General features: G+C 69.3%; 14 protein-coding genes. All 14 read right to left on the bottom strand.

The genetic code is table 11. The features are described from left to right. Positions 1–14 precede the first annotated feature (14 nt). The 14 genes from LG388_RS09430 to LG388_RS09365 all read right to left on the bottom strand — a co-directional run bounded on the left by LG388_RS09430 (position 15) and on the right by LG388_RS09365 (position 15,640). Positions 15–1,685 carry an ATP-dependent DNA ligase gene (locus LG388_RS09430; RefSeq protein ID WP_225782549.1) on the bottom strand — a complete coding sequence of 557 codons (1,671 nt, stop codon included), beginning with the start codon at positions 1,683–1,685 and terminating at the stop codon, positions 15–17. Next, positions 1,682–2,782 (bottom strand): ligase-associated DNA damage response exonuclease, encoded by a 1,101-nt coding sequence (locus tag LG388_RS09425; RefSeq protein ID WP_225782548.1) that lies wholly within the window; start codon positions 2,780–2,782, stop codon positions 1,682–1,684. The genes LG388_RS09430 and LG388_RS09425 overlap by 4 nt, the downstream gene beginning before the upstream one ends. Positions 2,783–2,887: 105 nt before the next feature. Continuing rightward, positions 2,888–3,583: a DUF3617 family protein gene (locus LG388_RS09420; protein WP_225782547.1), complete on the bottom strand. Its 696-nt coding sequence runs from the start codon at positions 3,581–3,583 to the stop codon at positions 2,888–2,890. A gap of 193 nt (positions 3,584–3,776) precedes the next feature. Continuing rightward, the gene (locus LG388_RS09415; protein ID WP_225782546.1) at positions 3,777–4,949 is read right to left on the bottom strand and encodes a Gfo/Idh/MocA family protein; all 1,173 of its coding nucleotides are present in this window, start codon (positions 4,947–4,949) and stop codon (positions 3,777–3,779) included. A 43-nt stretch (positions 4,950–4,992) separates the two neighbouring features. Then, positions 4,993–5,430, bottom strand: coding sequence for a VOC family protein (locus tag LG388_RS09410; protein WP_225782545.1), 438 nt, complete (start codon positions 5,428–5,430; stop codon positions 4,993–4,995). Between the two features lie 156 nt (positions 5,431–5,586). Next, the gene (locus LG388_RS09405) at positions 5,587–6,552 is read right to left on the bottom strand and encodes a substrate-binding domain-containing protein (protein WP_225782544.1); all 966 of its coding nucleotides are present in this window, start codon (positions 6,550–6,552) and stop codon (positions 5,587–5,589) included. 64 nt (positions 6,553–6,616) lie between these two features. Further along, a complete protein-coding gene (locus tag LG388_RS09400) occupies positions 6,617–7,645 on the bottom strand; it encodes an ABC transporter permease (RefSeq protein ID WP_225782543.1) in 1,029 nt (342 codons plus the stop codon). Next, positions 7,632–9,161, bottom strand: coding sequence for a sugar ABC transporter ATP-binding protein (locus LG388_RS09395; RefSeq protein WP_225782542.1), 1,530 nt, complete (start codon positions 9,159–9,161; stop codon positions 7,632–7,634). The genes LG388_RS09400 and LG388_RS09395 overlap by 14 nt, the downstream gene beginning before the upstream one ends. Before the next feature lie 14 nt (positions 9,162–9,175). Further along, a complete protein-coding gene (locus LG388_RS09390) occupies positions 9,176–10,345 on the bottom strand; it encodes an ROK family protein (RefSeq protein WP_225782769.1) in 1,170 nt (389 codons plus the stop codon). A gap of 242 nt (positions 10,346–10,587) precedes the next feature. After that, a complete protein-coding gene (locus tag LG388_RS09385; RefSeq protein WP_225782541.1) occupies positions 10,588–11,007 on the bottom strand; it encodes a F0F1 ATP synthase subunit epsilon in 420 nt (139 codons plus the stop codon). A gap of 130 nt (positions 11,008–11,137) precedes the next feature. Continuing rightward, entirely contained in the window at positions 11,138–12,544 is a 1,407-nt protein-coding gene (atpD, locus tag LG388_RS09380) for a F0F1 ATP synthase subunit beta (protein WP_225782540.1), read from the bottom strand. 48 nt (positions 12,545–12,592) lie between these two features. Further along, complete coding sequence (gene atpG, locus LG388_RS09375) at positions 12,593–13,471, bottom strand: F0F1 ATP synthase subunit gamma (protein ID WP_225782539.1); 879 nt, start codon at positions 13,469–13,471, stop codon at positions 12,593–12,595. 35 nt (positions 13,472–13,506) lie between these two features. Further along, positions 13,507–15,060, bottom strand: a complete 1,554-nt coding sequence (gene atpA, locus LG388_RS09370) for a F0F1 ATP synthase subunit alpha (protein WP_225782538.1) — start codon at positions 15,058–15,060, stop codon at positions 13,507–13,509. 49 nt (positions 15,061–15,109) lie between these two features. Then, on the bottom strand, positions 15,110–15,640 hold the full coding sequence (locus LG388_RS09365) for a F0F1 ATP synthase subunit delta (protein ID WP_225782537.1): 531 nt from the start codon (positions 15,638–15,640) through the stop codon (positions 15,110–15,112). Between the last annotated feature and the right edge of the window lies 1 nt (position 15,641).

Here is a 15,641-nt window from a genome sequence, read left to right as displayed (position 1 = left end):
ACGGCACACCTGCGTCATGACGGCAACAATGCCTCCAACGTCCCCAGCGTATCGGCCTCCTCCACCGGCTTGTCCTCGCGCCAGCGCAGCATGCGCGGGAAGCGCACGGCGATGCCGCTCTTGTGGCGCGTGCTGCGGGCGATGCCTTCGAAGCCCAGTTCGAACACCAGCGTGGGTTTCACGCTGCGCACCGGGCCGAAGCTCTCGATCGTGGTCTTACGGATCACGGCGTCCACACGTGCCATCTCGGCGTCGGTGAGGCCCGAATAGGCCTTGGCGAAGGGCACCAGCTTGCGGTCCGGCTGTTCCGGCGGACCATCCCAGACGGCGAAGGTGTAGTCGCTGTAGAGGCTGGCGCGGCGGCCGTGGCCGCGCTGGGCATAGATGAGCACGGCGTCGACGGACAGCGGATCGATCTTCCACTTCCACCACACGCCCACGTCCTTGGTGCGGCCCACGCCGTACTGCGCGTCGCGCCGCTTGAGCATCATGCCCTCCACGCCCAGGCTGCGCGCGGCCTCGCGCTGGCGCGCCAGGTCGGCCCAGTCGGTGCCCGCGAGCAGCGGGCTCGCGACGAGCTGCGGGTGGCGCAGCTGCGCGAGCAGCGCGTCCAGCCGCACGCGCCGCTCGGCCTGTGGCAGCGCGCGCAGGTCGCGCCCTTCCCATTCGAGCAGGTCGTACGCCAGCAGCACCACGGGCAACTCGCGCAGCAGCCTGGCGCCCAGGGTCTTGCGGCCGAGGCGCTTTTGCAGCTCGGCAAAGGGTTGCACGCGGCCTTCGGCGTCTGGAGCCGCCGCATCGCTGCGCCAGACGACGATCTCACCGTCGAGCACCGTGCCGTCGGGCAGCGCCTCGCCCATCATGGCCAGTTCGGGGAAGCGCTCGGTCACCAGTTCCTCGCCGCGCGACCACAGCCACACCTGGCCCGCGCGCTTGACCAGCTGGGCGCGGATGCCGTCCCACTTCCATTCCACCAGCCAATCGGTGGGCGGACCGAGCAGTGCATCGAACTGCGCCACGTCCACGTTGAAAGGATGCGCCAGGAAAAAGGGGTAAGGCTGGCCGCTGGTACTTGTGTTTTGCTCGCCCTCGCTCTCAGGGGCGATGAGCGCCGTGTAGGCCGCCGCGTCGGGCCGCGCGCCGATGTGCGTGTAGCCCATGAGCCGCTGGGCGACGCGCTTGGCGTCCACCGCGCCCACGGCCGCCAGCGCCTGCGTGACCTGCAGCTTGGAAACGCCGACGCGGAAGGCGCCGGTGATGAGCTTGAAGTACACCAGCCGTTCGCCCTCGGCGAGCTGGCGCCATTGCGCGCGCAGGCGGTCGGGCAGTTCCTCGGCCGGCGCGCCCCGCAGCGGCAGCAGGTGCTGCTCGACCCATTGCGCCAGGCCGAGGTCGTGCGCGTCGCTGGGCGGGGGCAGCAGCAGTGCGATGGTTTCGGCCAGGTCGCCCACGGCCTCGTAGCTTTCGTCGAACAGCCATTCCGGCAGGCCGGCCGCCTCCTGCGCCAGGAAGCGCAGCAGCTTGACCGGCACCAGCTGGCGCGGTTTGCCGCCGGCCAGGAAGTACACGGCCCAGGCCGCGTCGGCCGCGGGCGCATCGCGCAGGTAGCGCTGCAGCGCGGCCTGCTTGGCCAGGTTGGAGGTGCTGGCGTCCAGCGCGTGGTACAGCGCGGCGAAGGCCTTCACGGCGCGTCCGCCTTCCGGCCCGCACGAAGGTGCGGATGCGCGGGCGCATCGGGCACGGCCTGCGCCGCGCCTGCGTCCTCGCCGCCGGCCGCACCCGGCCGGTCGGCCATGTCCTCGTCGCCGTACTCGGTCTTGAAGCCCTGGGCCTGCAGGCCGCTCTCGCGCAGCCAGCGCACGAGCACCGCCACGCTGCCATGCGTGACGAACACGCGCTCGGCCCCGGTGCCGGCGATGGCCTGCTGCAGGCCGGGCCAGTCGGCGTGGTCGCTCATGACGAAGCCGCGGTCCACGCCGCGGCGGCGGCGCGTGCCGCGCAACCGCATCCAGCCCGAGGCGAAGGCGTCGGCGTAGTGGCCGAAGCGCTTCATCCACGGCGTGCCCTGTGCCGAAGGCGGCGCCAGCACCAGCGCGCGCTGGAGCAGCGTGGCATCGACGCCGGGATCGGTCACCCGCAAGGTGGGCGGCAGCGCCACACCTGCGGCGCGGTACACGGCATTGAGCGGCTCCACCGCCCCATGCACGACGATCGGGCCGATGCTCGCGTCCACCCCATGCAGGATGCGCTGGGCCTTGCCGAAGGCATAGCAGAAGAGCACCGAGGCGCGGCCCTGCGCGGCATTGCGGCGCCACCAGTCGTTGATGTCGGCCAAGAGCGCCGCCTGCGTGGGCCAGCGGTAGATGGGCAGCCCGAAGGTGGATTCGGTGATGAAGGTGTCGCAGGGCACGGGCTCGAAGGGCGCGCAGGTGCCGTCGGGCTCGGTCTTGTAGTCGCCCGAGGCGACCCACACCCGGCCGCCGTGTTCGAGCCGCACCTGCGCCGAGCCCAGCACATGGCCGGCGGGGTGCAGCGAGATGCGCACGCCCTGGTGCACGAGGGCTTCGCCGTACGGCAGCGTCTGCAGCGTGATGTCGGCGCCCAGGCGCTGGCGCAGCACGCCTTCGCTGTCGGTGTGGGCCAGGTAGTGCGCATGGCCCCAGCGTGCATGGTCGGAATGGCCGTGCGTGATGACGGCGCGCGCCACCGGCTTCCAGGGGTCGATGTAGAAGTCGCCGGGCGGGCAGTACAGGCCTTCGGGGCGGGCGATGACGAGGTCCATGCGGGGCGCGGGGCGTCGGGCGATGCGCCATCATCCGCCAGGGCGCGGCGCGCGCGGTGTCGGAAAAGAGGCCAAGCCGGCTGGCGCGCCTCCGAGGCGAGGGGCCTACTTGCCCGTGTTTCCCGCGCCGCGCGCGGCGGGCCCCATCTGCTTGTGCATCTCGGCCGCCATGCGCTTCATGGCTTCCAGGTCGACCTGGGTGCCATCGGGCAGCGTCATCTCGCCGGCCTTCGCGTCGGGACCGGTGCGCATCAGCTGGCCGGCCAGGGCGCCCATGCGGGTCATGTCCTGCACGTTCACCTTCATGCCGCCCGGCAGCATCATGTCGCCGGGCTTCATGCCGGCGGGGCAGGCGCCCAGCCAGCGCATGTCGGCCACCAGGTCCTCGTCGGGCGGCGGCGTGCGCGGCTTCGGGTCGTACACGGTGTGCGACTCGACGCGGTAGGCCACGTTGAAATCACCCGAAATGACGATGCGGCGCGTCATCGTGGTGCCGCTCTGCCTGCAGGTCTCGGTGTGCACGAGCATCTTGCCGGCCTCGTTGCGCATCTCTTCCTTGCAGAACTTGCGGTTCATCTGCGGCTGCGCGAGGCCGTATTCCTGCAGCGCCTTGTCGGTGGCGCTGTCGGCGCATTGCTGCACGGTCATCGCCTCCTTCGCGCCGGCCTTCTGCACGGAGCGCATTTCCCACAGGCCGGGCTTGCGGGGCGGAAATCCGGGGCCGGCCAGCACGGCCGCACCGGCCGCCCCCAGGGCGGCGGCCAGGCCCGCGCGGACCAGCAAAGGAAAAGACAGGGACATGGACGGGCTCCGGCAGGCATGGGACAGGCAGAGCCGCGGCGCGGGCCGCGGAAGCTGGCCGTTGTACCGAGCGCCGCGGCGCGCGCCTATACCGCCTTCGCCATAGGCGTGTGCCGGCAGCGCCGTGCGCCTGCGCATGGCGCGCGGGCAACGCGATCGGGCACGCCCGCCCGCGCGGCGAAGCGCGCGGCGCCTACCAGGCCGTCCACTTCTGCGCGCTGGCCGCCGAGGCGACCGTGCGCTCGATGAAGCGCACGCCGCGCGCGCCGTCTTCCACGCGCGGGTAGTCGGCCTCCAGTGCATCGGCCCGGCGGCCGGCCTGGCGCGCGCGGATGTCGGCGATCACGCCCGCGTAGACGTTGGCGAAGGCCTCGATGAAGCCTTCGGGGTGGCCGGCCGGGATGCGGCTGGCCCGTTGCGCCGAAGGGCTGAGCCAGGGCGCGCCGCGCGTGAGCACGCGCTGCGGCCCGTCGTCGGGCCAATGCCGCAGTTCGCTGGGCCGCTCCTGCCGCCATTCCAGCGTGCCGCGCGTGCCGCTCACGCGCAGGCGCAGGTCGTTCTCCTTGCCGGTGCTGATCTGCGAGGCGACCAGCACGCCGCGCGCGCCGCCCGCAAAGCGCAGCAGCAGGCTCGCGTCGTCGTCCAGCGCACGGCCGGGCACCAGCGCGCCCAGGTCGGCGCAGATCGCTTCGATCTCCAGGCCGGTGACGGTGGCCACGAGGTTCTCGGCATGCGAGCCGATGTCGCCGATGGCACCGGCCGCGCCGCTGCGGGCGGGGTCGGTGCGCCAGCCGGCCTGCTTGTTGCCCTCGCCTTCCAGCGCGGTGGCCAGCCAGCCCTGCGTGTATTCGACCACCACCTTGCGCACGGTGCCCAGTTCGCCCGCGCGCACCATGTCGCGGGCCTGGCGCACCATCGGGTAGCCGCTGTAGTTGTAGGTCACGCCGAAGACCGTGCCCTGGCGCGCCACGGCGGCCACCAGCGCGTCGGCCTGTTCGCGCGTGTGCACCAGGGGCTTGTCGCACACGACATGGAAGCCCGCTTCCACGAAGGCCTGCGCGACCGGGAAATGCACGTGGTTGGGCGTGACGATCACCACGAAGTCCACGCGCTCGTGCGCGGGCCGCCGCTGCTCGTCGGCCAGCAGCGCCTGCCAGCTGCCGTGGTTGCGGTCGTCGGCCAGGCCCAGGGCCTGACCCGAGGCGCGTGCCTTCTCCGGCGTGGACGACAGCGCGCCCGCCACCAGTTGCGCCTGGCCATCGAGGGCCAGCGCATGGCGGTGCACCGCGCCGATGAAGGCCCCCTGCCCGCCGCCCACCATGGCATAGCGCAGCGGTCGGATCGAGGAGGCGGCAGGGGCAGTCATCGGAGCGGTCACTTGAAGAAAAAGAACGGGGAGCGTGCGGCCTTCAGGGCGTCGCCGTGTCGTCGAAGGGGTCGTAGCTGCCGAAGTTCCACACATGGCCACCGGGGTCGCGCGCGTCGTAGCTGCGGCCCGGGTAGCCCTCGTTGTCGTGGGGCTCGGTCAGGATCTCGGCACCGGCCGCGCGGGCGCGGGCGCAGTGCGCGTCGGGGTCGGCGATCACGGCATAGATGCACTGCGTGATGCCGCCCGCCTGCTGCGGCGTCTTCCAGCGGTAGCGATCGCGCACCTCGCCGGGCCGGTCGGAGCCCAGCATCACCATGTGCCCGTGCAGCAGCAGCTCGGCATGGTGCACGACCGAGGCGTCCTGCTCGTCCGTGTAGACCACCCGCCGCTCGAAGCCGAAGGCGTGGCACAGGAAGTCGATGGCGGCGGGCGCGTCGGCATAGCGCAGGCAGGGAATCAGGGCGGGACGGATCGGCATGGAGGGACTCCTGGAAGAACGAGGCCGTGCGTTTGCACGAGACGGGAGCGGCACGCAGCGGGGGGGCCGCCCGTGCCGCCGCAGGCCGCGACCGCCGGCCGCACGCCCGGGCGCAACGGCACCGAGCGCCCGGGAGCCGCCGGCGCGGCGCGCCGGTCAGAACGGCGAGTTCGGGTGGTAGAAGTCCTTGGCGTTTTCCTTGGTGATCAGCACCGACGGGATGATGGTCGTCGCCGGCAGCTTCTCGCCCTTCAGCCGTGCCTCGGCCGTGAGCTTGATCGCGTCGTAGATGAACTTGGGCGAGTAGCTCACGTTGGCCTGGATGCGCGGATCGCTGTTGTCGATCAGCGTCTTCACGGCGCCCTTGGCGCCGGCGCCGCCGAACACGATCTTGATGTCGTTGCGCTTGGCCTGCTCGATGGCCTTGAGCACGCCCACGGCCATGTCGTCGTCGGCCGCCCAGATGGCGTCGATCTCCTTGAAGCGCGTCAGGTAGTCCTGCGTGACCTTGAAGGCGTCGTCGCGGTTCCAGTTGGCGTACTTGGCATCCAGCAGCTTGATGTCGGGGTAGTTCTTGAGCACGGCGTTGAAGGCGTCCATGCGCTCGTTGTCCAGCGTGGTCGCGATGCCGCGCAGCGCCACCACGTTGCCCTTGCCATTGAGCTTCTTGGCGATGTATTCGGCCGGGATGCGGCCGAAGGCGGTGTTGTCGCCGGCGACGTAGGCGTCCTGCGCGCTGGTGTCGGTCAGGCCGCGGTCGACCACCGTGACATAGGCGCCCTTGGCCTTGACCTGCGCGACCGGCTTGGTCAGCGCCGCCGACTCGAAGGGGAAGACGACCAGCGCGTTGATCTTGGTGACGGTGGACAGGTCCTGCAGCTGGTTGGCCTGCTCGGGCGCGTTGGCGGCCGTCTTGATCGTGATCTTCAGGTCCTTGTGCTGCTTCTCCAGGTCTTTCTTGGCCTGGTTGGCCCAGTAGTTGATGCCGCCCATGAAGCTGTGGGTGGCGGCCGGGATGGACACGCCGAGGTTCACTTTTTCGGCAGCCAGCGCGGGCAGGGCCGCGACAGCGGCGGCGGCGGCCACGGCGCTGAGCGCGATGCGGCGGGTGATGCGGTTCATGCAGAGTCTCCTTGGTTGGGATTCACGGACGGGGAAAGACACAGGAAAAAGGCGCGGCAGCCGGCTAGCGGCGGCCGCGCTGGAGGAACGCGACGACGATGATCACGAAGCCCTGCACCGCCGCGTTGAGGTACACGCTGATGATGCTGGTGAGGTTCAGGATGTTGCTGATGACCGAGAGCAGGATGGCGCCGACCACGGTGCCGCTGATGCTGCCGGCACCGCCCTTGAGCGCCGTGCCGCCCACGATCACGGCGGCGATGGCTTCCAGCTCCCACAGCAGGCCCGTGGTGGGCGAGGCCGAGCCCAGGCGCGGCACGTACAGCAGCGTGGCGATGCCCACGCACACGCCCAGCAGCGCGTAGGTGAGGATCTTCACGCGGTCCACGTCCACGGCCGCGTAGCGCGCCACCTGTTCGTTCGAGCCGATGGCCTGCACGTAGCGCCCGTAGGCCGTGCGGTTGAGGATGACGCCCCCCAGCACGGCCACCGCCGCGAAGACCCACACCGGCACCGGGATGCCCAGCAGGCTGCCGTAGTACACGGGCGCGTAGAGGTCGGCGAATTCGTTGTCCAGCGTGAGCGCGCCGCCGTCGGCGAAGTAGGTCAGGTAGGCGCGGAAGATGCCCAGCGTGCCCAGCGTGACGATGAAGGGCTCGATGCGGCCCTTGGTGATGAGCAGGCCGTGGGCGAGGCCGAAGACCGCGCCCAGCAGCACCGCGAGCGCCGCGCCCAGCACCACCGCGAGCATCGGCGAGCCGCTGGCGGGGCCGGCCCAGTTGATGAACATGATCACGCTGCCCGCGATCAGCGCCGCCATCGAGCCCACCGACAGGTCGATCCCGCCCGAGATGATGACGAAGCACATGCCCACCGCGATGATGCCGATGAAGGCCGTGCGGGTGAGCACGTTCATCGCGTTCTCGGGCGTCGCGAAGTCGCTGTTGAGCAGCGCGCCCGCGATGCACAGCAGCACCAGGCCGATGACCGGGCCGAAGCCGTGCAGGCGCTCGGTCCAGCGCGGGGCGGCCTCGGCGCGGTGCGCCGCGCCTTCGGCGGCGGCGGAGAGGGGGGTCGGATCAGGCTGGGACATGGTCTGAAGCGGCGGTGCCGGTCGCGTGCGCAATGAGTTCTTCCTCGCTCAGGTGTTCGGCCGGCAGCGTGGCCACCAGGCGGCCGGCGCGCATCACGGCCACGCGGTGCGCAAGGCCGATCAGCTCCATGAGTTCGGAGGAGACGACGATCACGGCCAGGCCTTCGCGCGCCAGCCGCTGGATCAGGAAATAGATGTCGCGCTTGGCGCCCACGTCCACGCCGCGCGTGGGCTCGTCGAGCACCACCACCTTGGGCTGCGGATGCAGCACCTTGGCCAGCGCGAGCTTCTGCTGGTTGCCGCCCGACAGCGAAGCGGCGCGCACGTCGAGCGAGCCGGTGCGGATGCCGAAGTCCTTCACCGCGGCATCCAGCGCCGCGCGCTCGCTGGCCGGCTGCAGCCAGGGCTGGACATGGCGCTCCAGGGCCATCAGCGTGAGGTTCTGGCGCAGGCCGAAGGCCACGTGCAGACCTTTGCCCTTGCGGTCTTCGCTGAGGTAGGTCAGGCCCTGGTCGGCGGCCTGGCGCGGCGAGCGCAGCTGTACGGCGCGGCCCTGCAGCTGCACCTCGCCGCTCGCGGGGCGCAGGCCCAGCAGGCCTTCGAACAGTTCGGTGCGGCCCGCGCCGACGAGGCCGGCGAAGCCCAGGATCTCGCCGGGCCGTACCTCGAAATCCACCTGCTGCGCCCAGCCCGGCACCGTGAAGCCGCGCACGCGCAGCGCCGGTGCGCGGTCGGTCGCCACGGGGTCGCGCGGCGGATACAGGTCGGCGATCTCGCGGCCGACCATCAGGTTGGCCATCTGGTGGCGCGTGAGCTTTTGCGTCGCCTCGCGCGTGACGAAGCGGCCGTCGCGCATCACCACTACCTCGTCGGTCACGCGCTCCACCTCGTCGAGCTTGTGCGAGATGTAGACGATGGTCACGCCGTCGGCGCGCAGTTGCGCGATGAGCTTGAACAGGCGCTCGGTCTCGCCCGGCGTGAGCGTGGCCGTGGGCTCGTCCATGATCAGCAGGCGCGCGCGCCGGGCCAGGGCCTTGGCGATCTCGACCAGCTGCTTCTCGGCCACGATCAGGCGGCGCACCTTGGTGGCCGGATCGATCGGCAGGCCCACCTGCGCGAGGGCCGCGGCGGCTTCTGCGTGCATGGCGCGGTCGTCCAGGAAGAGGCCCTTGCGCTTCTCGTGGCCGAGGAAGATGTTGTCCGCGATGCTCAGGTCTTCGGCCAGGTTGAATTCCTGGTGGATCAGCACGATGCCCAGCGCCTCGGCATCGCGCGAGCTGCGGAAATGCCGGGCCACGCCGTTGATGCGCAGCGCGCCGCCCGTGGGTGCTTCGTAGCCGCCCAGGATCTTCATCAGCGTGGACTTGCCGGCGCCGTTCTCGCCCAGCAGGCCGATCACGCGCCCCGGCGGCAGCGCGAAGCTCACGCCATGCAGCACCTGCACGGGGCCGAAGGCCTTGGTGATCGCATCGAAATCGACGGCGACGGAGGGCTTCGGGATCGTTGAGGAAGTCATGCGTCGGTCCTGCGTCACGGCGCCACGCCGCGCACCTTGAGCGTCTCGTGCATGGCCAGCACACCGGCGCCGATCACGCCCGCGTCGGTGCCCAGCGGCGTGTACTGGATCTCCAGGTGCCGCGTCGACAGGGCGAGCGAGCGCTGGTAGACGCTCTGGCGCACGGCCGCGAGGAACAGCGGGCCGATCTGCGTGATGCCGCCGCCGATGAACACGTGCGAGGGGTTGAAGAAATTGACCACCGACGCGAGCATCTGGCCGATCAGGTTGCCCGCGCGCTGGATGATGGCGTTGGCCGCCACGTCGCCCGCGCGGCTGGCATGGCCGACGTCGACGGCCTCGATGCGGCCCTGGGTGCGCAGCACGGCGGCCAGCGCGGGCGACTCGCCGCGTTCCGCCGCCGCCTGCGCCATGCGCACGATGGCGGGGCCGGCAGCCATCGTTTCCACGCAGCCCACGTTGCCGCAGTGGCAGCGCGGCCCCTGCGGGTCCACGCAGATGTGGCCCACGTCGCCGGCCGAGCCGGCCGCGCCGCGGTACACCTCGCCGTGGCAGACGATGCCACAGCCGATGCCGGTGCCGACTTTGATCACGAGGAAGTTGGACAGCTGGCGCTGCAGGCGCCACAGCTCGCCCAGCGCCATCAGGTTCACGTCGTTGTCGACGAAGACCGGCGCCGCGTAGTCCTCGCGCAGGTAGTCGCGGATGGAGAAGCTGTCCCAGCCCGGCATCAGCGGAGGATTGACGAGCTGGCCGGCCTCGAAGTTCACCGGGCCGGGCACGCCCATGCCGATGCCCAGCACGCGGCGCGGCGAAATGCCCTGGCCCTGCAGCAGCTCGCGCAGGCGCTGGCGCACGCGCGCCAGCACCACGCCGGGGCCTTCGCGCACGTCGATGGCTTCGGCATGGCGCGCGAGCACCGTGAGGTCGGGCTGCAGCACGGCCACGTCGAGGCTGGTGGCGCCGATGTCCACGACCCCGAGCACGCCCAGGTCGGCATGCAGGCACAGGTGCTCGGGGCGGCGGCCGCCGGTGGACGCGCGCGGACCGGCCTCGGCCAGCAGGCCCTGGGCGATCAGGCCCGCGATCAGTGCATTGGCCTTGCTGCGCGAGAAGCCCAGGCGCTCGGCCATGCCATGGCGGGAGCCGCCGGCCGACCAGAAGGTGGTCGACAGCAATTCCAGCTCACCGGCGGAAAGGCCGTTCCAGGGCGCCATGCGGCGTTGTCTCCGTGCGTTCGTGTGAGGCGCCGCTCAAGGGCGGCGTCGATGCACGGATGCTAGGCGGCCGACTTCGCACAAACAAGGCCTAACTTTGGCCATTCTTGAGCAAAAGACCAAGGCTGGCGTGCGCACCGCCCAAAGAAAAAGCCAGTCAGCGAACTGACTGGCTTCCAGGCCCGAAGGCGAGCGGCGGCGAAGGCCGCTTACTTCTTCTGGCGGTACTTGCGCAGTGCGGCGATCTGGGCGGCCATCACGGCCAGCTCGGACTGGGCCATGGCGATGTCGATGTCGCTCTTGGCGTTCTTCAGCGCTTCTTCGGCCGCGGCCTTGGCCTGGTTCGCCTTCTCGTCGTCCAGGTCCCTGCCGCGGATGGCCGTGTCGGACAGCACGGTGACGGAATCGGGCTGCACCTCGAGGATGCCGCCGGCCACGAACACGAACTCCTCGTTGCCCTCGGCCGTCTCGATGCGCACGGCACCCGGGCGGATGCGCGTGATCAGCGGCGTGTGGCGCGGATAGATGCCGAGCTCGCCGGCTTCACCGGGCAGCGCCACGAAGCGAGCCTGCCCCGAGAAGATGGACTCTTCTGCGCTGACGACATCGACTTGAATGGTGTTGGCCATGTAGCTTCCTTTGGATCAGGGAAAAAGTTGCGGAAAGCAAGCAGTCGGGACGAGCCGCGAGGCGCGGCGCACAGCCGTACACCAAGTACGGCGAGCACCGCAACGACGCGGATCGCCCGAATGCACCGCTTTACGCGACCTTCTTGCCCTTTTCGATGGCTTCGTCGATCGTGCCCACCATGTAGAAGGCCTGCTCCGGCAGGTGGTCGCACTCGCCGTTCACGATCATCTTGAAACCACGGATGGTCTCGGCCAGCGGCACGTACTTGCCGGGCGAGCCGGTGAACACTTCGGCCACGTGGAAGGGCTGCGACAGGAAGCGCTGGATCTTGCGGGCGCGGGCCACGGCCAGCTTGTCTTCCGGTGCCAGTTCGTCCATGCCCAGGATGGCGATGATGTCGCGCAGTTCCTTGTAGCGCTGCAGCGTGCCCTGCACGGCGCGCGCCACGCTGTAGTGCTCTTCGCCGACGACGTTGGGGTCGAGCTGGCGCGAGGTCGAGTCCAGCGGGTCCACGGCAGGGTAGATGCCCAGCGAGGCGATGTCACGGCTCAGCACCACGGTGGAGTCCAGGTGGGCGAAGGTCGTGGCCGGCGAGGGGTCGGTCAAGTCATCCGCAGGGACGTACACGGCCTGGATGGAGGTGATCGAGCCGACCTTGGTCGACGTGATGCGCTCCTGCAGGCGGCCCATTTCCTCGGCCAGCGTCGGCTGGTAGCCCACGGCAGACGGCATGCGGCCCAGCAGTGCCGACACCTCGGTACCGGCCAGCGTGTAGCGGTAGATGTTGTCGACGAAGAAGAGCACGTCACGGCCTTCGTCGCGGAAGGATTCGGCGATGGTCAGGCCCGTGAGCGCCACGCGCAGGCGGTTGCCCGGGGGCTCGTTCATCTGGCCGTAGACCATGGCCACCTTCGACTCGGACAGGTTCTCCTGAACCACGACCTTGGAGTCCGACATCTCGTGGTAGAAGTCGTTGCCCTCGCGGGTGCGCTCACCCACACCGGCGAACACCGACAGGCCCGAGTGCGCCTTGGCGATGTTGTTGATGAGCTCCATCATGTTCACGGTCTTGCCCACGCCGGCACCGCCGAACAGGCCCACCTTGCCGCCCTTGGCGAACGGGCAGACCAGGTCGATCACCTTGATGCCGGTTTCCAGCAGTTCCTGCGAGGGCGACAGCTCGTCGTAGGCGGGGGCCTTGGCGTGGATGGAAGCGGTCAGCTCCTGGCTCACGGGGCCGCGCTCGTCGATGGGATTGCCCAGCACGTCCATGATGCGGCCCAGCGTGGCCTTGCCCACGGGCACCGTGATGGGCGCGCCGGTGTTCGTCACCGTCAGGCCGCGACGCAGGCCGTCCGAGGAGCCCAGGGCGATGGTGCGGACCACGCCGTCACCGAGCTGCTGCTGCACTTCCAGCGTCAGCGTGCCGTCTTCGAACTTCAGGGCGTCGTAGACCTTGGGCATCTGGTCACGCGGGAATTCCACGTCGACCACGGCGCCGATACATTGAACGATTGTTCCTTGAGCCTGAGCCATGTTCTGCTCCAGTAATTTGTCTTGAATCTGTATGCCGGACCGAGGGAATCAGTTGCCGGTCGCCGCGGCCGCACCGGCCACGATCTCCGACAGTTCCTTCGTGATGCCGGCCTGGCGGGTCTTGTTGTAGACCAGCTTGAGCTCGTTGATCACGTTGCCCGCATTGTCGGTGGCGGCCTTCATGGCCACCATGCGTGCGGACTGCTCCGACGCCATGTTCTCGGCCACGGCCTGGTAGACCAGCGACTCCACGTAGCGCACCAGCAGCTCGTCGATGACGGTCTGCGCGTCGGGCTCGTAGATGTAGTCCCAGCTGTGGCCGGGGGTCTTCTCGCCTTGCAGTGCGTCGGCGCTCAGCGGCAGCAGCTGCTCGACCACCGACTCCTGGCGCATCGTGTTGATGAACTTGGTGTAGCTCAGGTAGACCGCGTTGATCTTGCCTTCCGCGTAGGCGTCCAGCAGCACCTTGACCGGCCCGATGAGCTTGTCCAGGTGCGGCGTGTCGCCCAGCTGCGTGGCATGCGAGACCACCTTGGCGCCGATGCGCGTGAGAAAGCCCAGGCCCTTGTTGCCGATGGCCACCGCCTCGGTCGACACGCCGGCCGACTGCAGCTCGCGCAGCTTGGCCGTGACGGCCCGCAGCACGTTGGTGTTCATGCCACCGCACAGGCCCTTGTCCGTCGTCACCACGATGAAGCCCGCGACCTTGGCGTCGTTGGTCTTCATGAAGGCGTGGGTGTACTCGGGATTGGCCTGGCTCAGGTGCGCCGCGATGGTGCGCACCTTGTCGGCGTAGGGACGGGCCGCACGCATGCGGTCCTGCGCCTTGCGCATCTTCGACGCGGCCACCATTTCCATGGCCTTGGTGATCTTCTTGGTGTTCTCCACCGATTTGATCTTGCCGCGGATTTCCTTGCCGGCTGCCATCGATGCTCCTTAAGCCTTGTCCTGTCCGGCCGCCATCAGGCGAAGGACTTCTTGAACGCGGTGATCGCGGCGGTCAGCTCGGCTTCGGCGTCCTTGTCCAGGGCCTTGGCCTGTTCGATCTTGTCGAGCAGCGCGGCGTGGCTGGTCTTCAGGAACTGGTGCAGGCCATGTTCGAAGGGAAGCACCTTCTTCACGTCCAGGTCGTCCATGAAGCCCTTGTTCACGGCGAACAGCGACGCGCCCATGAGCGAGATCGGCAGCGGGCTGTACTGGGTCTGCTTGAGCAGTTCCGTCACGCGTGCGCCACGGTCCAGCTGCTTCTTGGTCGACGCGTCCAGGTCGGAGGCGAACTGCGCGAAGGCCGCCAGTTCGCGGTACTGCGCCAGGTCGGTACGGATACCGCCGGACAGGCCCTTGATGACCTTCGTCTGCGCAGACGAACCCACGCGCGACACCGAGATACCGGCGTTGATGGCGGGGCGGATGCCGGCGTTGAACAGGCTGGTTTCCAGGAAGATCTGGCCGTCGGTGATCGAGATCACGTTGGTGGGCACGAAGGCGGACACGTCGCCGGCCTGCGTCTCGATGATCGGCAGCGCCGTCAGCGAACCGGTCTTGCCCTTGACCTCGCCCTTGGTGAAGGCTTCGACGTAGTCGGCGTTCACGCGCGCGGCGCGCTCCAGCAGACGGCTGTGCAGGTAGAACACGTCGCCGGGGTAGGCTTCGCGGCCCGGCGGGCGGCGCAGCAGCAGCGAGACCTGGCGGTACGCCACGGCCTGCTTGGACAGGTCGTCATAGACGATCAGCGCGTCCTGGCCGCGGTCGCGGAAGTATTCGCCCATCGTGCAGCCCGAGTAGGCCGACACGTACTGCATGGCGGCCGATTCGGAGGCCGATGCGGCCACCACGATGGTGTAGTCCATCGCGCCGGCCTGTTCCAGGGCACGCACCACGTTCTTGATCGACGAAGCCTTCTGGCCGATCGCGACGTAGATGCAGGTCATGTTCTGACCCTTCTGGTTGATGATCGTGTCGATCGCGACGGCCGTCTTGCCGGTCTGGCGGTCGCCGATGATCAGTTCGCGCTGGCCGCGGCCGATGGGCACCATGGAGTCGATCGACTTCAGGCCCGTCTGCATCGGCTGGTCGACGGACTTCCGTGCGATCACGCCGGGTGCGACCTTCTCGATCACGTCGGTCAGCTTGGCGTTGATCGGGCCCTTGCCGTCGATGGGCTGGCCCAGCGCGTTCACCACGCGGCCGATCAGCTCGGGGCCGACCGGCACTTCCAGGATGCGGCCGGTGCACTTGACGGTGTCGCCTTCGGAGATGTGTTCGTACTCGCCCAGAATCACGGCGCCGACGGAGTCGCGCTCGAGGTTCAGCGCCAGGCCGTAGGTGGCCTGGCCCGAGGCGGTGGCCGGGAATTCCAGCATTTCGCCCTGCATCACGTCGGACAGGCCGTGGATGCGCACGATGCCGTCGGTCACCGAGACCACGGTGCCCTGATTGCGGATGTCGGCGCTGACGCCCAGGCCTTCAATGCGGCTCTTGATCAGCTCGGAAATTTCTGCGGGATTGAGTTGCATGACTCTTTCCTTCTTTCAATCTGTGTGACGGCCAGCGCGCGCACCGCCCTCAGGCGATGAGTGCAGCCTTCATTTGTTCGAGTCGGGCCTTGACGGAGGTGTCGAGCACTTCGTCGCCGACCACGGCACGAATGCCGCCGATCAGCGCGGGATCGATCTCCACGCGTGCCGTGAGCTTGCGGCCAAAGCGGCGTTCCAGCACCCCGGTGACTTCGCTCAGCGCGGCGTCGTCGATCGGGAAGGCGCTCTGGATCACGGCGTCGGCGGCGCCGCTGCTGGCGTTGTGCAGGGCACGGTACTGCTGCGCGACTTCGGGCAGGGCCGCCAGGCGGCCGTTCTCCAGCACGGTCTGCAGAAAGTTGCGGCCGGTGTCGGGCAGGCCCTGGGGCACCAGGCCGGCGATCAGGTCGAACACCTGCTGCACCCCGACCTTCGGATTGGACGCGAACTCCTGCAGGCGGGCATCGCCCGCCACAGCAGCCAGCGGGGCGAGCCAGCCGAGCGTGGCGTCGGCCGAGCCGGCCGTGGCCTTGTACAGGGCTTCGGCGTAGGGACGTGCGATGGTCGCGAGTTCGGCCATG

Source organism: Xenophilus sp. Marseille-Q4582 (assembly GCF_916700565.1).
Classification (GTDB): Bacteria; Pseudomonadota; Gammaproteobacteria; order Burkholderiales; family Burkholderiaceae_C; genus Xenophilus.
Note: the sequence above shows the minus strand (reverse complement) of the source record. Positions and strands in the feature narration are given on the sequence as shown.